The organism is Caballeronia fortuita, from assembly GCF_001544835.2.
Lineage (GTDB): Bacteria > Pseudomonadota > Gammaproteobacteria > Burkholderiales > Burkholderiaceae > Caballeronia > Caballeronia fortuita.
Genome location: NZ_FCNX02000003.1, coordinates 1 through 22,759 on the forward strand (window position 1 = coordinate 1; position 22,759 = coordinate 22,759).

At 57.7% G+C, this 22,759-nt stretch carries 19 protein-coding genes and 1 pseudogene; 5 read left to right on the forward strand and 15 right to left on the reverse strand.

What is annotated here, in order from left to right; genetic code table 11:
• Positions 1-236: 236 nt before the first annotated feature.
• Positions 237-995: pseudogene (locus AWB77_RS07070) on the forward strand (IS3 family transposase); the annotation flags it as partial.
• 68 nt (positions 996-1,063) lie between these two features.
• On the opposite strand, the gene citF reads toward AWB77_RS07070, so the two are convergent.
• From citF to AWB77_RS07135, 13 genes are all read right to left on the reverse strand, one after another.
• Positions 1,064-2,608 (reverse strand): citrate lyase subunit alpha, encoded by a 1,545-nt coding sequence (gene citF / locus AWB77_RS07075; RefSeq protein ID WP_061133721.1) that lies wholly within the window; start codon positions 2,606-2,608, stop codon positions 1,064-1,066.
• A gap of 83 nt (positions 2,609-2,691) precedes the next feature.
• Positions 2,692-4,215: a fumarate hydratase gene (locus AWB77_RS07080; RefSeq protein WP_061133722.1), complete on the reverse strand. Its 1,524-nt coding sequence runs from the start codon at positions 4,213-4,215 to the stop codon at positions 2,692-2,694.
• A gap of 143 nt (positions 4,216-4,358) precedes the next feature.
• Positions 4,359-5,111, reverse strand: coding sequence for an SDR family oxidoreductase (locus AWB77_RS07085; protein WP_061133723.1), 753 nt, complete (start codon positions 5,109-5,111; stop codon positions 4,359-4,361).
• Between the two features lie 21 nt (positions 5,112-5,132).
• Complete coding sequence (locus AWB77_RS07090; protein ID WP_061133724.1) at positions 5,133-6,569, reverse strand: aldehyde dehydrogenase family protein; 1,437 nt, start codon at positions 6,567-6,569, stop codon at positions 5,133-5,135.
• A gap of 468 nt (positions 6,570-7,037) precedes the next feature.
• Positions 7,038-8,168, reverse strand: coding sequence for a porin (locus AWB77_RS07095; RefSeq protein WP_061134060.1), 1,131 nt, complete (start codon positions 8,166-8,168; stop codon positions 7,038-7,040).
• A gap of 150 nt (positions 8,169-8,318) precedes the next feature.
• Entirely contained in the window at positions 8,319-9,446 is a 1,128-nt protein-coding gene (locus AWB77_RS07100) for a flavin reductase (protein ID WP_074168865.1), read from the reverse strand.
• A gap of 29 nt (positions 9,447-9,475) precedes the next feature.
• Positions 9,476-10,072, reverse strand: a complete 597-nt coding sequence (locus tag AWB77_RS07105) for a glutathione S-transferase family protein (RefSeq protein WP_061133726.1) — start codon at positions 10,070-10,072, stop codon at positions 9,476-9,478.
• Positions 10,073-10,090: 18 nt separating this feature from the next.
• The gene (locus AWB77_RS07110; protein ID WP_082852601.1) at positions 10,091-11,305 is read right to left on the reverse strand and encodes a bifunctional 3,4-dihydroxy-2-butanone-4-phosphate synthase/GTP cyclohydrolase II; all 1,215 of its coding nucleotides are present in this window, start codon (positions 11,303-11,305) and stop codon (positions 10,091-10,093) included.
• 65 nt (positions 11,306-11,370) lie between these two features.
• Positions 11,371-12,540 (reverse strand): LLM class flavin-dependent oxidoreductase, encoded by a 1,170-nt coding sequence (locus AWB77_RS07115; protein ID WP_061133728.1) that lies wholly within the window; start codon positions 12,538-12,540, stop codon positions 11,371-11,373.
• A 49-nt stretch (positions 12,541-12,589) separates the two neighbouring features.
• Positions 12,590-13,156: an NAD(P)H-dependent oxidoreductase gene (locus AWB77_RS07120; protein WP_157694761.1), complete on the reverse strand. Its 567-nt coding sequence runs from the start codon at positions 13,154-13,156 to the stop codon at positions 12,590-12,592.
• Positions 13,157-13,495: 339 nt separating this feature from the next.
• Positions 13,496-14,653 (reverse strand): CaiB/BaiF CoA transferase family protein, encoded by a 1,158-nt coding sequence (locus AWB77_RS07125; protein ID WP_061133730.1) that lies wholly within the window; start codon positions 14,651-14,653, stop codon positions 13,496-13,498.
• A gap of 245 nt (positions 14,654-14,898) precedes the next feature.
• Positions 14,899-15,804 (reverse strand): LysR family transcriptional regulator, encoded by a 906-nt coding sequence (locus tag AWB77_RS07130; RefSeq protein ID WP_061133731.1) that lies wholly within the window; start codon positions 15,802-15,804, stop codon positions 14,899-14,901.
• Between the two features lie 178 nt (positions 15,805-15,982).
• Positions 15,983-16,990 (reverse strand): LysR substrate-binding domain-containing protein, encoded by a 1,008-nt coding sequence (locus tag AWB77_RS07135; protein ID WP_061133732.1) that lies wholly within the window; start codon positions 16,988-16,990, stop codon positions 15,983-15,985.
• Positions 16,991-17,201: 211 nt separating this feature from the next.
• Between AWB77_RS07135 and AWB77_RS37165 the strand changes: the two genes are divergently transcribed.
• The 4 genes from AWB77_RS37165 (at position 17,202) to AWB77_RS07150 (ending at position 20,595) form a co-directional block, all read left to right on the forward strand.
• Positions 17,202-17,327 carry a hypothetical protein gene (locus AWB77_RS37165; protein WP_279616173.1) on the forward strand — a complete coding sequence of 42 codons (126 nt, stop codon included), beginning with the start codon at positions 17,202-17,204 and terminating at the stop codon, positions 17,325-17,327.
• Positions 17,328-18,084: 757 nt separating this feature from the next.
• Positions 18,085-18,489, forward strand: coding sequence for a MarR family winged helix-turn-helix transcriptional regulator (locus AWB77_RS07140; RefSeq protein WP_061134061.1), 405 nt, complete (start codon positions 18,085-18,087; stop codon positions 18,487-18,489).
• An 11-nt stretch (positions 18,490-18,500) separates the two neighbouring features.
• Positions 18,501-19,235, forward strand: coding sequence for an NADPH-dependent F420 reductase (locus AWB77_RS07145; protein ID WP_061133733.1), 735 nt, complete (start codon positions 18,501-18,503; stop codon positions 19,233-19,235).
• Between the two features lie 178 nt (positions 19,236-19,413).
• Positions 19,414-20,595 carry an MFS transporter gene (locus tag AWB77_RS07150; protein WP_061133734.1) on the forward strand — a complete coding sequence of 394 codons (1,182 nt, stop codon included), beginning with the start codon at positions 19,414-19,416 and terminating at the stop codon, positions 20,593-20,595.
• A gap of 210 nt (positions 20,596-20,805) precedes the next feature.
• On the opposite strand, the gene AWB77_RS35625 is transcribed toward AWB77_RS07150, so the two are convergent.
• Together AWB77_RS35625 and AWB77_RS07165 are read right to left on the reverse strand one after the other, a co-directional pair.
• The gene (locus AWB77_RS35625; protein WP_157694762.1) at positions 20,806-21,321 is read right to left on the reverse strand and encodes a hypothetical protein; all 516 of its coding nucleotides are present in this window, start codon (positions 21,319-21,321) and stop codon (positions 20,806-20,808) included.
• Positions 21,322-21,820: 499 nt separating this feature from the next.
• Positions 21,821-22,504 (reverse strand): Crp/Fnr family transcriptional regulator, encoded by a 684-nt coding sequence (locus tag AWB77_RS07165; RefSeq protein ID WP_061133737.1) that lies wholly within the window; start codon positions 22,502-22,504, stop codon positions 21,821-21,823.
• Positions 22,505-22,759 lie beyond the last annotated feature (255 nt).

Below are 22,759 nucleotides of genomic sequence, written 5' to 3' on the forward strand. Positions count from 1 at the left end.
ATTTCTCCACTCCCGTCGATTACGAGGCTAGGATGATCGCTGCATAATTTGCTGTACGTGGAAACGAGGCAGGATCATACCTTCGTTTGCCGTTGGAGCATTCTCGGATGACTCGGAGTGGCAGAAAGTCAAACTCATCGTCGCTCATGGTCTGCGTCCGCAATGTGGGTTGCGGACGCAATCGTCGCTCTTAACGCCCCTCGAAGAAAGGTGTGCTCGTTTTAGCGCTTACGGCCGATGCGCAACTGCTGACGTTGATTCGAACGATTCATGCCAGGTTCAAAGGCGCTTACGGCTCGCCGGGCATGACCGAAGCGGTGCGTTCTCGCGGCTTTCCGGCTAGCAAAGCACGTGTGGAGCGGCTGATGAGCGCCAATGGCATTCGGGCCCGCCACAAGCGCCGTTATCGCGTGACAACCGATTCTCGGCACAAGCTGCCGGTCGCACCGATGTGTTGAACACCAACTTCACGCCGGCCGAGCCCAATCAGGTGTTCACCTCGGACATCACGTACATCTGGACAAATGAGGGCTGGCTGTATCTGGCGGTCGCGCTCGACCTGTTCAATCGGGAGGTCGCGGGTTGGTCCATCAAGCCGCCGCGTGGCGACGGAGCTCGTCACTGACGCGCTGACAATGGCGTGGTTCCGCCGCCGGCCCGCGCCCGGCGCGCTGCATCATTCCGATAGAGGCAGTCAATACGCCAGCCACGACCTCCAGCGCAAGCTGGCCCCGTACGGGATGCGCTGCTCGATGAGTCGCAAAGGCAGCTGCTGGGACAACGCGCCGACGGAAAGCTTCTTCACTAGCCTGAAGAACGAGCGGGTGCACGGCACCCGTTATCGCACGCATCGCGATGCCGTTGCGGACTTGTTCGCATACATCGAAGTGTTTTATAACCGCAGTCGTCGTCATTCATCGCTCGGCTTCATGTCGCCAACTCAGTTCATGCAAGACTGGCTTGCGGCTCAGCGGACAAAGGATACGGCTGAATAACTCGGGGCCTCTGGAAGGCGAACAGCCGAGGGAAGCTCACTGGCTTGTCGCGCTGACAATAGATCTACTTAGACCTGAAGCAGAGCATCGACGATGGTTCCATCGCGGTACTCCTGTAATGCAACGACTCGACGTGACTCGTCTGGCACTCGTTGGTAACTCGGTTGCTTCACGCCACCCTGTGCGAGGTCATAGAGCTTTTGAATGGGCAACACGGTCAGACCGGCTGAAAGAAGAAGGTCGGTCAGGTCGGCTCGTAATGGATTCACAGCCACACCCGCCTCCGTGACAACCACGTCAATTGACGAGCCCGGCGTAGTGACGGTCGTGACTTGCTCCACGACCTTGGGGAATGAGCCGGCGTTCAACTTGGTTGTGACCATGGCTAACTTGGCGCCTGCGGCCGTATCGCTGTGCCCGCCCGAGCCACCGAGCAGCCGGCCGTCAGAGCGGGTCGAAACGTTTACATTGAAGCTTAAATCAATCTCGGACGCACCGAGAATCATCGAGTCAAGACGATTCACGACCGGACCGCGCGTTGAAGGGTTCGCATAGAGCGAGGCTGACATCGCCTGATGATGCGGATTCTCTCGGTAGGACCTGACCGCGTCGAGGTCAAAGCATTGCACGTCGAAGAGTGTGCGGAACAGCCCCTCTTCAAGCATCGAAACAATCTTTCCGGTAATGCCGCCTGCAGCGAAGCTTCCTTGGACGCCTCGGTCCCGCATCATCTCATGAACGTATTGCGCGACTGCCAGCGACACTCCTCCGGCGCCCGTCTGGAATGAGAATCCGTCCGTGATAAGTCGGCTCGCACGTAGGACGTTCGCGGCAGTCTTGGCAATGCTGAGTCCCACTGGGTCCTCGGTCACTCTGGTCGTGCCTGAGACGATTTGGGAGGCGTCGCCGACGCAGGGGACGGCAACAACGAAATCCACGTAATCTTGAGTGATTTCCGCCGGGCATGCAGGATAGGTGACAAGATTGTCGGTGACGGCGACGACATGGCGCGCACAACCAGCATCAACCATCGCATAGCCGAGCACGCCGCAAGCCGACGGGCCGTCGACCCCATTGATGTTGCCGTAGTCATCCGCCGTGGGTGCTGCAATGAAGGCAATGTCAATGGCAAGCTCGCCCGATTCGATTGCTCGCGCACGACCGCCATGTGTTTGCAGGATAGCGACGTCGTGAAGCTTGCCTACGCTGATTGCGTCTGCCACGGGGCCGGCCACATATCCTGTGTAGATGCTCCGAACCACACCCGACTCAAAATGCCCCACCAACGGCGCATGCACCGGAAACAGAGAGCTCGCTGCAACTCGCAGCCCGCGCAACCCCATTTCTGCTGCGGCCTGCACGACCATGTTTAGAACATGGTCGCCGTTACGCAGATGATGATGAAACGAAAGTGTTGCCCCATCCCGCGCGCCGCACGCCTCGAGGGCGGCTCGGATGTTCGGTAGTAACTTTGCAACTCCTGGAGGAACGCTTAGCACTCGAAGCGAAGCGCGCTCGACAACGCGTGATTCGGCAGGCGCGCCGGCGAAGGGCTTGACTTCGCCATAACCAGGAACTCTGTCAGGTAACGTTCGACCGAGAGCGTTTATCATTTCAAGTATCCCGTTGTGACTTCTTGAGCTTCAAAGATAGTCTGCTTTGCGTAAGCGCGGGAGGGCACAGGGCTCTACGCGTGTCAGACACTCACCACTGGGATCCCAGCGATACGTGTTCTCCACTCAGCAGGGCCTGTCTCGTGGACCGAGGTTCCACGCGAATCGACGGCGACGGTAACAGGCATGTCGCGTACTTCAAACTCGTAGATTGCCTCCATCCCGAGGTCTTCAAAGGCCAGGACTTTTGCGCTGCGGATGGCCTTCGAGACTAAATAGGCTGCGCCCCCAACTGCCATCAGGTATGCGGCCCCATGACGTTTTATTGCGTCGACGGCAACGGGGCCTCGTTCGGCTTTCCCAATCATAGAAATCAGGCCGGTCTGCGAGAGCATCGTTTCCGTGAATTCGTCCATTCGTGTGGAGGTCGTCGGGCCGGCCGGGCCGACGATCTCGTCGCGCACGGGGTCGACGGGCCCCACGTAATAGATGACGCGATTCGTGAAATCGACCGGAAGAAGTTCACCATTTTCAAGCATGGTCGAGATTCGTTTGTGTGCAGCATCTCGACCGGTCAACATCTTTCCGGAAAGAAGCAAAGTCTCACCCGGCCTCCATGAAGCGACTTCTTCTCGCGTCAGAGTTTCAAGATTCACGCGCTTGCTCGTTTGCGCATTCGGCGCCCATTCCACTGTGGGCCAATCGTCAAGAGACGGTTCCTCGAGCTTCGCGGGACCGGAACCGTCGAGCGTGAAGTGAATGTGCCGCGTTGCGGCACAGTTGGGGATGATGGCCACGGGCTTCGAGGCAGCGTGAGTGGGTGCAGCGAGGATCTTGACATCCAGTACCGTCGTCAGCCCTCCGAGACCTTGCGCGCCAATGCCGAGCGCGTTGACCTTTTTGTAAAGCTCCATCCGAAGCTCTTCGATCCAATCTCGTGGACCACGGGCGATGACTTCCGCGATGTCGATTGGCGCCATCAGCGATTCCTTCGCCATAACCATTGCTTTCTCAGCTGTTCCACCGATTCCGATCCCAAGCATTCCTGGGGGACACCAGCCGGCGCCCATCAAGGGCACAGTCTTGAGCACCCAGTCCACTATCGAGTCGGACGGGTTAAGCATGGCAAACTTCGACTTGTTTTCTGAACCACCACCCTTTGCCGCGACGTCGAATTCGACCTTATCTCCTTGGACAAGGCTGTAATGGATGATAGCTGGCGTGTTGTCGTGCGTATTTCTGCGCGAGCCTTCGGGCGGGCTCACGATGGATGCACGCAGGACGTTGTCGGGGTGAAGATATGCCTGGCGAACACCTTCGTTAATCATGTCGTCGACGCTGAGGCTCGCATCCTCCCAGCGCACGCTCATGCCGATTTTGACGAAGACTGTGACGATTCCAGTGTCCTGACACATCGGGCGATGGCCCTGAGCCGACATTCGGCTGTTGGTAAGAATCTGCGCGATAGCATCTTTCGCGGCGGCGCTCTGCTCGAGCTCGTATGCACGGCCGAGGGAACTGATGTAGTCGAGCGGGTGGTAGTAACTGATGTACTGCAAGGCGTCAGCGATGCTCTGAATGACGTCTTGCTGCTTGATGACTGCCATGAGTTTCTCCGTGGGGGCGGCGCAGCCGTTGCGTTGCAAGTTCAGGAGGGCGCCACATACGGACCGACCGCCTGCGACGCACCCAGCAAGAATCGCGTTGCGTCGCAGGGCTAGCGGTGAAGCGTTTCATCGTGCCGCCGTTCTTAGATGGTGCGTCCGCCGTCGACGGGAACTTCCAGCCCGGTCAAATAGGCCGCTCCGTCCGTTGCCAAAAATACTGACACCTGCGCTACGTCATCCGGCTCGCACAGCCGACCGAGAGGAATCGAGGAGATGAAGCGAGCGCGATTATCGGGCGTATCCGGCACCCCCATGAAGTTTTCGAGCAGTGCAGTCGCACCCATCACCGGACAGATTGCGTTGACACGGATGTTGTCGGGAGCGAGCTCGACCGCCATTGATTTCGACAGCATGTTGACGGCACCCTTGGACCCGTTGTACCAGGTGAGGCCCGGGCGCGGCCGGATACCCGCTACGGAACCGACATTCAAAATCACACCTGCCTTCCGCTCACGCATCAAGGGAACTACTGCGTGTGCCATGTGATAAATGGACTTGATGTTGACCGCGTAGACGCGGTCGAACGTCTCCTCGTCAACGTTGAGCATGGGCTGATTTTTGTGCGTCGTGCCGGCATTGTTGACGACGATGTCGGGAGCACCGAACGTATCGACGCATGCTTTTACCGCTGCATTGACATCGGCAGCCTTTGTAACGTTGCAGTGTACCGCAACCGCGTTCGCGCCCAACTCCGCCGCCAGCTTCTGCCCAGCTTCGATATTCAGGTCAGCGATGACAACCTTCGCCCCTTGTTCAATGTAGCGGCGAGCAATCTGCGCGCCGAAACCGCTCGCTGCACCCGTGACGATCGCGACCTTACCTTCTAAAGCTCCCATTTCCTGTCCCCTTAACACGCTTTATCCATTGAAGTTTTGCACCACAGTTTTGGTCGTGCTCATCTCTTCGAGAGCAAGGAAGCCCTTTTCCCGTCCGTGACCGCTCTTCTTCATGCCGCCGAAAGGCAATTCGACACCGCCGCCAGCGCCGTAGCAGTTGATGAAGACTTGACCTGCAATAATCTTCCGAGCAAGGCGAGCCTGCCGGCTGCCGTTCTCCGTCCATACGCCGGCCGCCAGACCAAACTCAGTACCATTGGCAAGCGCCACCGCGTCGGCCTCATCTTTGAACGACATCGCTGACAGGACGGGCCCGAAGACCTCGTTGCATGCGAGGCGATGGTCACGCGGAACCTTGCCGAACAGGACGGGCGCGACGAAATACCCATCAGCAGGCGCGTCCGGCGAGATAGAACCCTTCGCAATTACTTCGACGCCTGAGGCCGCAGCCTCGTCGATAAAGTTTTGCACCCGTTTTTGCTGCTTCGCGCTCACAATAGGTCCGCAGTCGAGGTCCATCTCCGGCGTCCCGACGCGTACTTCGTTGAACAGACGCGCGACCTTTTCCATGAACTTGTCGTAGATGTCCTCCTGTATAAGCAGACGGCTACCGGCTGAGCAAGTCTGCCCAGCGTTTTGGACGATCGCCTTGACGATTTGGGGTGCCGCCTTGTCTAGGTCTGCGTCGTTAAATACGACCTGAGGAGACTTGCCGCCCAGTTCGAGCACGCACGGAACATGATTGCGAGCCGTTGCCTCCTGAACCATCACGCCGACTTCCGGCGAGCCTGTAAAAGTTGCGAAGTTGATTTTCGGATGTGAGGTGAGCGCGGCGCCCGCTTCGTGCCCATAGCCTGTGACCAGATTGAACGAGCCTGCGGGGAACCCGGCCTCGTCGAAGAGCTGGGCAATGCGGATACTGCTCAGACATGCGTCTTCCGATGGCTTCAGCACGGCGGCGTTGCCCATCGCGAGGGCAGGAGCGATGGTGCGGCCAAGCATTTGCGCCGGATAGTTCCACGGAATGATGTGGGCCGTCACACCGTGCGGGACACGCACAACGCTAACATTGAAGCCGTCGAGGTACGGAATCGTCTGGCCGTGGATTTTGTCCGCCGCAGTGCCATAGAATTCGAAGTAACGCGCCACGACTTTGACGTCGTTCCGAGCAACGGTGAGCGGCTTCCCAGTATCCCGTGCTTCGATCTGCGCGAGATCCTCGGCGTTGTCCAGGATGACCTGGCCCAGGCGGCACAACAGCCGACCGCGCTCGGTAGCGGTGAGCCGGCCCCACTCGCCGTCTAGCGCCTGGTTGGCAGCGAGCACTGCGCGGTCGATGTCTTCAGACTTCCCGCGACTAATCGTGGTGAACTCTTCGCCCGTCGACGGGTTGAAGACATCGATGGTCGAACCGTCAGCTGCATCGCTCCATTTTCCGTTGATGTAAATCGTGCCCATCGTTCGTCTCCATAGAGTTAATGCGTTCGCGGATCCCCGGGAACCGGCATATCCGCTCAGCGCTTGCATAAGAATGTACGCTTTGGTCGACCGGAATGGGAAATATGGATTGAGTCTCCCCGATATAGGACGGTCCTATACGACCGACTCTCCGGCTTTGACCGCTGTGCGTGAAAGAGAGGTGCAAGAAGCGCGACAACTGGCAGGGAAACCCCTCGGGTTTCCCCTTATACAAGAGGCTCGGACGAAGGGTTAGGGAAGTGAGCCCATGTATCCTGCAGTCACCTTGGAGCGGCCCAACAGTAGTCTCGATAGGTTAGGACGATAGCTCATGCTCCGCGACGGCTCGACGGCCCCTTTAGTGAATGAACTCGCCTCGTCGAGTGCTCGTCATGCGCAGATGAGGAATTCCTGCCTTATTTGCCAACCCTCCCGAGGCGATCTGTTCAGCGCATGCCGTAGCGATACTTAGAACGCGTGTTTAATACCGACTCGCAGCACAAGTTGGGATGTGCTCGACGAAGGTGAGGCCGCACCAGCAATATAAGCGTTGTTGAAGACCGTTCCATCTGCCTGGCGTACGTGCTGATATACGCCTTGGGCATAGACGTCGGTTCGCTTCGAGATAAAGTAGTCAGCCTGCAGTCCGCCTTGTTGCCACTTTGGCCGCGTGGTGCCGGTGCCACCATCCAAGCTGCCTTCCGTGAAGTTGTACATCGCCATCAACTGCACAGCCGGCGTTACTTGGTATTTCCCGAACACTTCGAAGTTATCGAACTTCAGGAACGTCGAGCCGGGTGGCAAGGCGCCGAAATACACGGAGCCAACCGGGTTCCTCAATGCAGTGTGCTCATAGTTGACGCCCGCCATGACCTGACCGAAGGTGTACGTGACCGCTGCTCCCCAGATCTGCTGGCGCTGAGCAACAAAGTTCGTGTCGTCGGTGGCAAGTGCACCTCCTTGGTTAACGCCACCTGAGTTTGCCTGCAGATAACCTGCTGCCACGGCAAGCCCGGCTCCCGAATAAGACGCGCCGACGCTATACAGGCGATTGTTTGCGAATCCGCCGGCTTGGTTACTAAAAGCGTATAAGCCGCCAAACCGGAATCCGCCGTAGTTGATGCTGGAGTACTTCACCGCATTGTCGACCCGGAAGCTGTTATCGAGATTGTCGTTGTCGAACGGGTGGGAGAAGATGAAGCCGCCATATCCGCCGTTGGCGGTCAGCGGGGCGACATAATCAACAATCGAGTCGTATTGACGCCCGAAGGTCACAGTCCCGAAGTCCTGAGACTTCACTCCAACATACGCCTGGCGGCCAAACATTCTTCCCGACTGACCGAGCCTTCCTGAATTGAGGTCGAAGCCATTCTCCAAAGTGAAGATGGCTGAAAGCCCAGCGCCCAGGTCTTCGACGCCCTTCAATCCCCATCGGTCGCCGGCGACGTATCCTGCCTGGAGTTGATATGCCTTGTTACCACCAGCATTGTTGGTCCACCCGAAGCCTTCGTCGATTAAACCATACAGCGTGACCGAACTCTGCGCAATAGCTGAAGTCGAGAGCAGGAGTCCAGCACATGCTAAGGGCAGTTTGTTCACTTCATCTCCTTTTTTGAGCAAGTCTCCCTAGAGCCTTGCCATGTAATGTAGTACTACTATTTATCAGGCAGAACGAGACGATGAGAAACGGTGACAAATCGCTTCGTCGTCTAACTAAGCCCCGCACGTATCAACGCGCAGGAAGGCAAGTTAGCCTGCGCAGCGTCGCAAATGGTCGATAAGACGCTTTCCGGCAATTTGCAACGAGTCATAGGACCGGATGACGATGGAGTGTGTTCGCTCAGCCCACTCGTCCTCCAGACGAATGACTTTGATGCCCACCGCTTTCGCGTACAGATTGGCCATCTTTTCGGGAAGTACACCTATGCCGAGGCCCGCTTGAACCATGGCGGCTTGCGCGTCGTAGGTTGCAACCTGCATACGACACTTCCATGACATGTCGAGCTCGGCCGCCGCTCGTTGCATCTGCAGATTGATTTGGCTTCCGGTGTGGAGCCCAACGTAGTTGTGCTCAAGCGTGTCGGCGAATGCAACCGAATCCTTGTCTGCAAGCGGATGCCCCGCGCGTGTGGTCAGTACGAGTCGGTCCTTGCGATACGGGATGACTTCAAGCTTATTGACCTTCGGTCCCGAGACAATCATCCCGATGTCGCACGCGTTCTCCTCGACCGCCGAAACAACGGCCGTACTGACCTTCTCTTCAAGGTGCACGTCGATGAGCGGATTCTTCCCCAGGAAGGATGCCAGGTCCTCCGGCAGAAACTGAGTAAGGGTGGAGAGATTGGAGGTAATGCGAACATGCCCAGTCAGCGCTTGGGTTGCACTGAGCTTGCCGTCAGCGTAGATGAGCGGACTGATGCCTTCCTCGACGCGGACGGCGTTGACGCGCCCAATGATGACAGAGTGCGTGGCGAACGGAACAATGCTGTCGACGTCGCAAAAGAGGTTGCATTGCGCACCTTCCAGATATGGAATGCCGCTCTCGTCGGTGCACCACGTGCCTACGCCAAAGCGCGCATCACCCTTGAGCTTCCCGCTGAACGCCGCAACGAGGTCTTCGTGCTCAGTGGTGAGCACATTCACACAGAACCGCCCCCTGATGGTAAGCGGGTCATGGATACTTGCGCTTTGGTTGGCACAGATCAGCAGCGAGGGCGGGTCCATGGTCAGCGAGTTGACCGCCGTCGCTGTCATCCCGAACCTGCTTCCATTCACATCCGCTGTGCTGATAATCGTGACCGTCGATGCGAGACGGCGCATGGCACGCTTGAAATCACCTGTGGCCTGGTCGATATCGACCACGACTGGGGTAGTCATGATTTGCTTCTCCAATTTCTCTGCGCTCGTCACTGCTTCGGCACGCTGTGTTCAAACGACGGACGGCTGGAAAGGCGATTCCGCAGAGCGTCGAGTTCGGGCAGCGATGGCATCCATTCAGTTTTCGGGAACCGAAAACGGACATAATCGAGCGCAACAACGGCAGTGATAGCGGCGAGGTCAGGCGTACCGGCTTCGTAGGTGGGTGGGTCCTGTTCCAGCTTCAACAGACCATTGACCATCGAGCGACGGCGGCGAAGACCTACCGGCGCCTCGTCGAAGCCGGCATCCGTAATCTTTCGCCCGATAAGCGTGTGGACGGCGGCATCAATGACGCCCATCGCCACGCCGGCCTTCGCGATGGTTCGCGTAGCGGAGTCGCCGAGCAACGACGGACTTGGCCTCTGGCTTTCGAGCCACAGCACGATGAGGAGCGACTCTGTGAGCGTCACCCCGTCGTTCGTCACCAGTGCTGGAACGCGAGCCGCTGGGTTCACTTCCAGAAGTGCGGGGGCGTCCGCCCACGGGTCCACGACTTCGCCCGGTACATCGCTGCCGATTTTTTCTTCAAAGGAAATTCGGGCGATACGTGCATAGGGCGACGTGGTATTAAGGAACAGTTTCATGCTGTCTCCCGAAGATTGTTATACGATGGCTTCGAGTGAGCCGAGAAGATGCCCAAGCTTGAGCTTCTTAGTTTCAAGGTACGTTGCATTTTCGAGGTTCGGCTCGCAGACAAGTGAGGTCCGTCTCACTGAAGAGTTTCCGGTGCGGGCAACCGCCGCAACCTTTTGCGGGTTGTTCGTGAGCAACTCGACGCTGGTCAGCCCAAGGTCCGCCAGGATGTCGACGGCGACAGCGTAGTCACGAGCGTCTAATGGCAAGCCGAGCGCTTCATTGGCTTGCAATGTGTCAAGACCGGCTTCCTGCAACTCGTAGGCCCGAATTTTGTTGACCAAACCTACGCCTCGCCCCTCGTGACCGCGGAGATAAATGACGACACCTTGACCGCGTTGCGCGACCATCTCCATCGAAGCCTTTAACTGCTCACCACAGTCGCATCTGCGAGACCCGAACACATCGCCGGTCAGGCATTCCGAGTGGATTCGGACCAGTACGTCGGATGCGTTGGTCACATCACCTGTCACCAGGGCGAGGTGTTCGTGAGAGCTCCCGTCAACTCGGTATGCGTACGCATCAAACGGACCGAAGCTGGTTGGGAGTCGCGCTTTTCCAGCACGCTGAGCCAATGCAACCTTCATCCTGTATGCCACCAGGTCGGCGATGGAGATGATGGGAAGGTCGTGCAGCCGCGCAAAGGCTTCGAGCTCCGGCCTTCTTGCCATGCTGCCATCATCGTTTACCACCTCCGCAAGCACACCGCCGCGCCGGAGGCCTGCTAGTGTTGCGAGGTCCACCGCTGCTTCGGTATGGCCAGGGCGCACCAGCACTCCACCCGGAACTGCTCGCAAGGGAAACACATGGCCAGGGCGATTGAAGTCGCCCGCTGACACGGCCGGGTCTACGAGGGCGGAGATAGTCGCGGCTCGGTCGGCTGCGGAGATGCCGGTCGAGGTTCCTTGCTTGACGTCGACGGTAATCGTGTAGGCAGTGCGCATCGAGTCAGTGTTGCGCTCGACCATCAATGGAAGCTCGAGAGCGTCGATGCGTTCCCCTGGCAGACCGACGCAAAGCATTCCGCTCGTGTATCGAACCATGAATGCGATGGCCTGAGGGGTCGCGAACTCAGCAGCAAGAATGAGGTCACCCTCGTTCTCACGGTCTTCGTCGTCGACCACGACTACCATCGAACCAGCCTTCATTGCCTCGATGGCGTCCTCAATTTTGTCCAGTGCCACGAATTCTTCTCCGAAATTTTCAAGGACAGCCGCAGGCGATGCTGCGGCCACCGCTGGCGACTGCGTTACGCAGCCTCCGCCGTCGCTACCGCTTCCGCTGTCTGCTTATGCGGCTTGCGCAGGCCGGCCTGCTCGAGAAGCGGCATCACCCGCTCGTTCCAGTACGGGAGCTCGGCGTTGTAGTCGACCATCGTGATGAGGGAGCCATTGACGCCTGTCTTGGAGAGTTCCAGAAGACGGTCGGTGACCTGCTCAGGGGTACCGACAAGCGGATAGCCGCCCCAGCCTGCAATGAAATTCCGGCGGAACTTGTCCATGTAGTCAGGCGAGTACGAGCCGCTCTCGACACCGAAAACCTTGCAGACGTTGTCTGCAGCTTCCCAGTCGCCTTTCTGGTTCACGTAATAGTCGTAATACTCTTTCGCTTCCTTCTCCGTATCGCGGACGACAGTGTAGCAATACGTGAACGTGTTGATCTCGCGCTGGTAGTTTTCCAACGCGGTCTTCTTCATCTCCTTGACCCACGCGGTCGCCTTGTCCAGGCCGTTTTCTTCGACGACCGAGAAGTTGATGTCGCAATACTTGGCCGCGAATTCGCGGCCTTTGCCCGACGAGCCTGCGCTGATGAGAACGGGGCGGGGACTCTGGTAAGGCTTGGGCGAGGAGAAGCCGTTCTTCAGCGAAAGGAAATTGCCCTCAAAATCAGACCACTCTTCGGTCCAGAGCTTCTGGACGATTTCAACCCATTCCGTCGCGTACTCATAGCGCGTGTCGTGTTCCATCATCTTGCGACCGAACATTTCCATCTCTGGCGTGAACCAGCCGCAGACCATGTTGATACCGAACCGACCTTTGGAGATACGGTCGATGGTCGTGCCCATCTTGGCGGCAACGATGGGATGAATGGTCGGCACGTGCGACGTCGCGAAAAGAAAAATCTTGCTCGTTACAGCGGCCAGAGCTGATGCCCATGTGTACGTCTCCATACACGTGCCATTGAAGTTGCTCGGGCCACCGAAGCCACGCCAACGGGCGATAGGCACCATCGCTTCCCAGCCAGCGCCTTCGAGCATGGCGGCAAGTTCCTTGTTCTTTTCGAACGTGGGCTCGAAGGAGGTCTCGGCCAACGTCATCGCGCATGCGTTAGAGCAGTTGGAGCCGAAGATGCCGAGCTTGAATTTGTTGTCGTTGAACATCGGGTTGCCTGCTTCACGGAATGCGTCGAGATTGCTCATGGTGGTATCTCCTGATGACTTGGATGAGTGACTAATGGCTGGACAAGATTTACGCGCAGACGCGTTGCAGCATCTCCGATAGTTCGTCGACGCTACGTGCGACACGCGTGCTGTAAGCGGGCTTCAACTCGTCCTGCGAGGCGAAGTCGTCCGTCAGTGCGTAGAGGCCGCGGCTCGCAACCCTCGCGTCGAAGAAAAGGAAGAGCGGCCGAAGGTGATAGTCGAGAATTGATTCGTGGTACGGCGCAGCACCAGTGGCTGTGATGATTACGGGCTTATCCGCAAAGGCTTCACGGTCGTACAGGTCAAAGAAGTGCTTGAAAATGCCTGTATAAGAGCCCTTGTAGACTGAGGTGCCAACGACGAGCACGTCGCACATCTCGACGGCTGCCATCACAGCCTTCGCAGATGGTTCAGCTTCGTCACGACTAAAGATAGAACCGAGCGATTTGCCTGTATCAACGAAATCAAACAGGGTCGTCTGACCGAGACCTCGCAATTCGGCCTCGTCTAGAACCGCCTTCACCAAGGTGCGAGTCCGGGAAGGGCGATTCCAGTTACCTGACAGACCGACGATGCGTCGGTTCGATTTCACGGTGTCAGTTGACTGAGTCAAGATTCATGTCTCCGTACGGCTAGTAGTTTTGGTCTGCCGCTCGTGGTGGCAGATGTCTTGAACGAAATGCTATGCGCCTCAACCATTACTAAGAAGCTGATTCTGGGCAACGGGGCTGCTTGCGAATTCGAACTCGATACAAACCCTAAGCGGCAGGGCGACGAAGTGAAGGCATGCATCTGCATGTATAAGCGGGTGTCATCACACGCTTAAGCAGCGCGTCCGTAACGTGCAGAGCAGGGGCTGTCAGCTCGATGCATGATTCGAGCGACATCAGAGAATTGGAGACAGGCGTGGCGCTAGCTGAGTGCCACGTCTTTCTCCCGAAAGTGCGGAGCGTTAGAAGGCGATGCGGTCAGATGAACTGGCGAGCTGAGCTATGCCGCTTTCGATCGTTGCCCCCTGTTGATTGATATCAGGAACCGTTCGATATGACTTTTCATCCCACTCAGTGATGTAGGGTGTAGCCGGAATTTCGAAAGACTTACCGTGAATTTCCATTGGACGTGTTCGAAATTGCGGATGTTGTATGAGGTCGTGGACCGTGTTAATAGCTCCGAACGCCGTCTGCGCCTCAGTCATCCTGTCGACCGCCTGGCTATAGCTCAGGCCCAGGAAGACTTCAGTGATGAGAGACTCCAACTCTTCTCGATTACGTACACGAGCGTGATTCGAGCTAAATCGTTCATCGCATGCGATGTACGGCATCGACAACACCCTTTCGCAAAACAGCGTCCACTCGCGCTCGTTCTGAATCGACAGTACGAATTCCTTGCCGTCTGAACAGGTGAATACTCCGTATGGCGCTATGCTCGGATGCTTCAACCCAACGCGCTCCGGTGCCCCATGGCCGTATCGAGTCTGGAGATAAGGGACCGCCATTAAGTCTGCAGCTGAATCGAAAAGTGACACTTGAACTCTGCTCCCTTGGCCTGTATTGGCTCGTTGCAGCAGAGCTTGCTGAATGCCAATCAATGCATTCATTCCAGCTGTAATGTCGCAAATCGAGACGCCGATACGGCCCCACGGGCCTGGTGCGCCGCTAATCGCGACAAGGCCACTCTCTGCCTGTACCAAGAGGTCGTAAGCCTTCAGTTCACGCAATGGGCCGTTCTCACCATATCCGGAGATATCGCAGGTGATGAGGCGTGGGAACGCCATGCGCAACTCGGCTGAGCCAAATCCCAAACGCTGCGCTGCCCCGGGTGCCAAGTTTTGTATGAAAACATCGGCCGACGCACAAAGTGCTCGCAGCGTGTTCCGGTCGGCCGCTTCACGAAGATTCAAGGAAATCGATTCCTTTCCTCTGTTAATCCACACGAAGTAGGACGATTCACCATTCACGGCATGGTCATATCCTCGAGCGAAGTCACCCTCGGGTCGCTCTATCTTAATGACTCGTGCGCCAGCGTCCGCTAAGCGGCTTGTACAGAAAGGTGCAGCAACCGCCTGTTCGAGTGCCACGACGGTGATGCCGTCCATCGGTTTTTTGGTCATTGCGATGCCTGTTCACTCAATGAGTTTGCAGCGAAGCTCGCGTCTGTTGGCTCGGTCATCGCTAACGAGTCCGGGCGTCGACATTCTTCTATGGCTGTCCATCCGCGCGAACTCGCTGCTCGATACACGAAAAATGCGCGCCATCTCCAAGCCAATTGTGGTTGGGCGGCTGAATGGCGTCTATTTCAATGTGGTCAAGGCGGGATTGCGCAAATTCATGATTCGGTTTACTACCTAGCGCGCGCTTAAGAGGCTTGCTTTTCGCTTGAAGAAGCGAGCAAATGCTCAAGCAGCAATGTCGTTGGGACATTGGGAACGCGGTCCCTCTTAGTACATACGAGCATCGGACGTTCGGCCCACTCCTCAGGCAGTGGTCGAACTATCAATCTAAGGCCGTCTGCAATGCTCTTCGCTGCCTCGAAAGGTAGTATCCCCACACCTAAGCCCGACTGAACCATTCGACAGACAACATCAAAGCTTCGTACCTGGACTTGCAGGCGCAGCGGTTTTTCTAGAGTAACGGCCTGCTCAGTCAGAAGACGCATCATCGAAGCTCCGCTCTCCAAGGCAATGAGATCGTAGTCGAGTACGTCTGCGAAACTGAAATCGACAGCAGAGGCAAGTTCGTGCTGCGGGAGGCACACCGCTGCGAGCCGGTCCGAGCGATAGTGACGCATATCCAGGCCATCAGTCGGTATGCCCTCCATGACAAGTCCGATGTCGGCCTCCCCAGCCAGTAGCGCGGTCCGGATTTCCGGGCTCCAGCGCTCTTGAACCACGACCCGGATATCTGGATGCAGCGCCGTGAAGGTCGCGAGGTCGTCCGGTAAGAATTCCGTAAGGCACGATGTATTGGCGAGCACGCGAAGTGCTCCGCGCTTTCCCATCGCGTGGCCGCTCATTTCCGCCTCCATCCCGTTAAGCTGGGCGAGAAGGGCTTTGGCGTGTGCAAGCAGCGAAGCGCCGGCCGGCGTCAGCTCCACGCCACGAGGCGAGCGCTCCAGGAGCGTGGTCTTGAAGCGATGTTCTAGCAGTGCTATTCGGCGGCTTGCCGCAGCCGCACCTATGTGTGATGCGTCTGCTGCTTTGGTTAGGCTGTGTAGCTCAGCCGCGCGCACGAACAGCGCCAAGGAATCTATGTCAGGCAGCATGTTAGGCGTCCTTCGAGCGATTCGAGCGCTCGTGTAGTTCTATATGCGCTCGCCTCTGAAGAGGAGGCTCCATGCGTGCATTCAGGTCACCGGCGCGTTCTACCCGCGACTCTAGCCTCTTACCGGGCTCCGTGGAAAGACGAATTGCCTCTTTCCGCTATAGGATGAATCTATGCCATCAGGTCCCTTCACGCTTTCCTCTACGAGGAACAGCCGCATCAGGCGCAGGCTCCGGCATCTGCTCACCCGCTGGCGGCTCGCGCAACGTGATGCCTTGCCAATCACCAACAGCATGCAACTCAGAAACCAGTTCAATCATGGTGGAGCGGACAACCTGCGTCGCCGCGATGGTGGGCACGCCATTACTCCAACACAAGCTCGCGGGGCGATTCATGCTGGGTTCCACCACCTTTCTGATAGGCGGTCGCTTCTGGAAATTTCGGCGAGCCAAGGCTGATACCGGCAGGATGGTACAAGCCGTTCCAGACTCGGCGATCTCAAGCATCGTTGGCAGGGAGTCGATGTCGGCCACAATGTTCAGGTCGACATCCGCTCGCGAAAACGTGCGTTCGATGAGCAAGCGTAGGCCGTTGGTCGGTCCCGGTGCCACCATCGGCACATTGCTCAGAAATCGGATTGGGCAGGTCGTATCGTCCTCGCCCAAGTTCGGCACTGGATAGCCGACGACATGGAGATCCTCGTCGAACAACGGGTGAGCAGAAACGCCCAAGCTGTCAGTGTCCCGGAACAAGATAGCGAGGTCGAGTCGTCCGTTGGCAAGCAGTTCCGTAATGTAGCCACTCATACTTTCGAATATTTGTAGACGGATGCCTGGGTATCGCTGCCTCACGCGCTCAAAGAGGGGAGCGGCCAACGTCGACGCGATTGTTGTCGGGAAGCCGATAGCAACCGTGCCGGATTCACTTCCGCCACCCTCCTGAACTTCCTGTTTAATCTGTTCCATCCGGCGAAGCACGTCTCTAGACAAGCGGTAGAGCGCCTTGCCAGCTTCTGTTGGGGCCACTCCTTGTGGGCTTCGGATGAGCAACTTGGCCTTCAACTCCGCCTCGAGATTGAGTACCTGCTGGCTCAGTGACGGCTGAGCGATGAAAAGGCGTTCCGCGGCCTTCGACAGGCTGCCCGAGTCGACTATAGTCACGAAGTACTTAAGTTGCCTGACGTCCATGTAATCGTCCAAGCCTCATTTTCGATTGACGGCCATAGGATACTCCTCTAGCGTCATCCCCCGTTCCGATATTCCTTTGATTCCCGCTCGGCTGGAAACATGTTTCCTCGTTCTTGGCACGACCGCCGACGCCGCGACTTGGGCCGGAGCTTGCGCGGCGCAGCCATGACAACCACCGCGATGACGTTTTCCGGGCGCACGCGGGTGCGCGATGAACCGGGGCAAGGGGCAAGGCCAGAGCTTCCCTTCGAAGACGCTCAAGGAGACGGGCAGGGCGAGCAGCGAGACGGATGGCGAGATCGAGGAAACGGCTAGCGTCGTGAGCCAGTACCACTGAAGGGTCTAAGGAAACCGCGCCCAATACGGCAAACGGAAGCAGTCGTTCAGCAACGTCACCGGAGAACAGGTAGCGATGAAATCCGCTGACATGCAGGAAGCCCACCGTAAGGTGGGCGCGGCAGACGGGTGACCGCGATTGTTGAAGCGCGCTTCGGCTGGTATGACGCAACCCACCCAGAAGCGAAGCCAATAGCTTGTAGTTGCACGTGCTCGATAACCTTATTCATGAACACATCAAAGACCTGTTGATGCGGGAACTGATCTCGCTACAGGACGCTTCATCTCCTTCGCTCGTAGGGCCGCATGGCAATGCGCCATCGAGCCGTCGATGCACTACCGGGCGCTGGCAAACGCATCGATCAATCCGTCGCCGGTGCGACGCGTCAAGCCCGCACGGGATGAGGCGCCGCGCGCGCCATGGGCGGTGGAATGCTCATTCTTTGGAAGGGGGTGTTGACTCGGAAGCGCGCGTCACCATGTCGACCATGGGCTTAGCGAAAGCGCTCGCCGAGTCAACTCAGCGTGAGCCCAGGTGCGGCATGGACAGTTCATACATCGCGCGCTGTGTTGCGCTCCAGAGTAATCGAAGGCGCAACGCTCGTCGCCTGGGATGCATTGTCACGGCTAGACAGCCAGCATTTATCTTGTACAATAGGAAATCGCGGTCTAGTAACAGTTGATCTAGAGACATGACAGATAGGGAAGACAGGCAAGATACTCAAGGGCCCCCGCGAACTTGGCAGCACGCACCAAACATGCAGCTTTCGTTCGCAATCTATGGCCTCGCCAGTCGGATGGCGCGTTTGCATAAGCCGTTCCTCGAACCGCTTGGACTGACCTTTCCTCAGTATCTCGCGATGCTCGAGCTTTACACGGGCACGCCACGCTACGTCAGCGACCTGGGGAACAGCCTTGGAATGGATACGGGCACTATCACCCCGCTCCTGAAACGAATGGAGGTGCAGGGGCTTGTCACCCGCACGCGGGACCCAAAGGACGAGCGCCGCGTGCTCGTCAGCCTGACCGCTAAAGGCGAGGAGCTCAAGGCACAAGTCTGGGGCGTCTGCGACAGCATCGACGGCGAATGCCCGCTCAGCGCGCGGGAAGTCATTACCCTGCGGGACACTCTTAACGGACTCTTGCAACCCGATCAAAACTAAGAGGGATCGTCATGAAAATCGGAATCATCGGCGCCGGGAACATCGGGTTGGAACTGGCCCGCAAACTGTCAAAGGCCGGGCATGCAATAAAGCTCGCCAACTCGCGGGGGCCTGAAAGCTTGGCCGACGTCGTCAAAGATACGGACATTAAAGCTGCCACCGGCGAAGACGCAGGAAAAGACGCCGACGTCGTCATCCTCTCGCTGCCGTTTAATAGGAACCTGGCGGCGGCGGAGTTGCTCAAGCATACGCCCGCTACTGCGATCATCATTGATACGTCCAACTACTATCCTGCACGAGACGGTCACATCGATGAGGTTGATGCCGGCGAACCTGAGACGCTGTGGGTCAGTAAGCGAATCAGGCGCCCTTTATTGAAGGCATGGAATGCACTGCTATCCTCAACTCTTAGAGAGGCCGGTCTTCAGCCGTCCGAGTCGGGACGGATAGCGATCCCAATTGCTGGCGACGATGTTGTCGCGAAAGATGTCCTCGCAAGCTTAGTGAGCGAAACCGGATTCGACAGCGTCGACGCCGGCACGCTGGGTGAGTCCTGGCGCTTCCAGCCGGGTGCTCCAGCCTACTGCACCGAACTCACGCGCAACGAACTCGAGATCGCCCTGGCTAGTGCCGTTAAGGGACGTGTGCCCGCTAACCGGGACGCAATCATGAAGGTGTTTACCGACGGGCCGGGCCCGTCGTCGCGCAGGGACTTGGTGCAATTAAATCGGACGATGTCACTCTAGCGTTACCGTTGACGGTGTAAAGGTCAGTAGGGAACTCACGCGGTCAACGGTCAATCAACTAGCGCGCTAGGAAATAGCGAGCTAGAAGTCCCACGAAAATCTGCACCAGAAAGATTCCCGTCGGGTCTCAGGCAGTCCGCGAGACGACGACGCCCCCATATCAAACAGCGAGGTAACCATGCTGCAGGCCGCCAAAAAACCAGTCGTGAACCCGAATTGGGCGTCGGTGTTTGCAATAACATTCACCGGCATCCTGCTTCTCGCCTCCGAATTTTTACCGGTTGCGATTTTGACGCCGATTGCCGCTGATCTTCAAATAACGGAGGGCCATGCAGGGCAATCCATTTCGATCGCTGGATTGTTCGCACTCTTCACAGGGTTATTTATCGCTCCAGTCATTGGTCGCGCTGACCGAAAACGGGTGGCACTTTACCTTATTAGCCTGATGCTTGCTTCGGGTGTCGTCGTCGCGAGTGCTTCGAACTCTGCATTCCTGATGATTGGTCGTGCCATGATCGGCGTGGCGATCGGAGGATTTTGGGCCCTGACAACCGCGATCGTCATACGCCTCGTGCCGGAAGACAAAGTCCCGAAAGCGCTCGCTCTGATCAACGGCGGCAATGCGATTGCTGCGACCGTTGCGGCGCCGCTGGGTAGCTACTTAAGCAGCATCATCGGATGGAGAGCGGCCTTCGGGCTTATCGTACCGCTCGCGGCGATCGCCTTGATTTGGTTCTGGCGTGCGCTTCCTAGCCTCTCTTCCGAGCAGCAGCCGAAGAGCGTCAAGGACGTGTTCGGGCTATTCAAAAATTTTCGCTTCGCGTCGGGTGCGGTTGCGATTGGGCTCTTCAACACCGGGCACTTCGCATTTTTCACCTATCTGCGTCCGTTCCTTGACGTTGTAACCAACAACGACCCCATGGCCGTATCAGGCATGCTGTTCACCTTCGGATTTGCCGGTATCGTTGGATCCTCGTGGATCAGCATCCTTCTGAAGAAGCATCTTTTCGTTGCGCTCACACTGCTTCCGCTCACGATGGCGGCCCTCGGGGTCGGACTTATTACCGTCGGTGGCGCACAGCTTTACGCTTTGGTCCTTTTGTTCGGCTGGGGCATGCTGATCGTGTCTGTACAGGTCTCATGGTGGACTTGGCTAAGCCGCACGATGGCACACGAGGCCGAAGCGGCCGGCGGGCTGATGGTGGCTATCATCCAGGTATCCATCACGCTGGGCGCGGGTGTCGGTGGCGTACTGTTCGACGCTGCCGGATACACAGCGTCGTTCGGCTTTGCGGTCGCCATGCTCTGCGCCAGCGCGCTCGTAGCGTCGCTCGCCGCCCGTGCGGGAGTGCCCGGCTAAGGTTTCATCGGTGCAGTCCGGTTTGGGCCGATCGATCGTCAAGCGTAGCAAAGCAATGTTGTCACCGACCAATTGCCACGCAATGGCGGTCGAGGCCTCTTAAGTTAAACAACATTACTTCGCTCTCCGGCTGTCGAGACCGTTCAGAATTGCGGCGAGATTGAATAAGTGAAGCAGCGGTTCGGCGCGCCCGTCAGGTCATCGATCCGACTAAGCAGCATATGGTTTGGTGCCGCCACGCGCTCCTTCTTCGTTTGCCTCAGCGATATGATGACGCATCAACGCATAGGCAGATGCAGATGGTGGGAATCGGCGATCATGTTCGCCGCGCGCCTTAGCGCCTCGCCGCAATCCTCGCAATTCTGCGGGCCGCCGAGACACAGGCAGACGCAACGCATTGCGGGCGGATTCCGCGACCTCGGAGATGCCGAATCCGTTCACCGTGCCGTGGCCGCGCATCCGCAAATCTCGGAATGGTTGCTGCCGGTCGCGCGCAGCTAGATTTATACGACCGCCGCGCCGCCAGGAGTCGCGCAAACCTTGCGGGCGAGTCTCGAATTCATCGCCGAGTACGAGGGTGCACAGCGGCGCATAAAGCTGCAACAACGCGTCCGTCAACTGCGTGATGGGCTGTCCGCGATGCCGATGCGCGTTACTCGACTGGCGCCTGCCCGAGTCCGGGACCGCGATCCAGCCGCTGCTCATCACGCGATACAACTCGACCACGCTTTCTCGGCGATCGAGCGGTTTTTTCGCGATAAGTCGCGCGCCGAGCTGGAGGCTCCGGTCAACGCTATGGGGTGGCTACGGCAGCAGTGCTGAGCCTGGGTAAAGCGTTGATGAGCGACCATATCAACACTCGCCATTTCTTTTCACTGTCGCACGCACTCACGGAATCCAGGCATCGTTTCCGGAGCGCGAACGTGGTGGACGCCTTCCGCCCGGCAGTCGGCGTACCATGCTTGGAGGCGGTCGGTCACGGTCTGCGAAATTTCAAGCCACGCCTGCGCGACCAAGGTACGTCAGTTCGCGACCTAGGGAGGAGAGCGCTCGTCCGCTGGCCGGGGAGGGGTACTTGACCTTAGCGTCATCGCGGTCGGAACCGAACAGGGCAGCCTATTCGGCGACGACGGGGCGGATCTCAGCAAGATTGAAACTCAGCTCTCACGGACGGGATCGAATCCCCGAAAACATCGAGTCGCAAATGCGAAGCAAGTTCCCGCTGTCACTCTGACGCCTCTGCAAAGCGGCGCAAGCCCTCCACATTCGTTACTTCGACGCGCCCATAACTGACGTTCACCAGTCCCACTTCCTGAAGGCGTCGGACCGCGCGATTAACCTTTTGACGCGTGATGCCGGACAAATAGCCGATTTCCTCCTGCGTCAACGCAATCTCAGCGCTGCAAATGGGGTAGAGCTTGGGATTGAACATCGCGAGAAGGCAGTTCGATACACGCAGAGACGGTTCCGATAGACGATCGTTCTGAACCGTCGCCATAAGCTGCCCGAGCCGCTCGTTGATGTGCTCGAGTAGGAATCGGTTGAAAAAGAGACTCTCATCGAGGATTCGAAAGAAGAGTTCCGCCGGTAGCAATGCAACGAGTGACGGCCGTAGCGCAATGGCATCGTAGTGCCATTGTTCAGACTTCAAAACCGTTCCTTCTCCGAACCAGGCGCCGGGTGGAATGCCTGCAAACGTCATTAAACGTCCTGTCTGCGACGAATTACAGACCTTGACCAAGCCATCGACCACGCCGACCCAATGGCGGCAATGGTCTCCACGTCGGCAGACATAACCGTCGGGCTCGACTACGCGCGATACGATGCCGTTGCGCACGGCTTGCTGCAAGTCGGCTGGAAGGCCCGAAAACCAAGGTGAGCGGGATAGGTGATCGTCAACAATTTTCATAGGAGGGACACTACAGGCATTGAGGTACCGCGTGCCCTCGGGGAAATCCGGATAACAGATTGTTTCATGCGAGACAAACTTGCCAAGCCCTCTGACATAGACTTGCTCAACAACATGCAAGCGCCGCTGGACTTCTGTCTGACGTGCGTGCGGCCACGGCGCAGAGACACATGAAGGCTTCGACAGAGATGCGTATTTCAGGTTCGGCCCCGTGGGACGACGAGAAAGCTGTATTAGCTAGCTTTGAGCAATCCT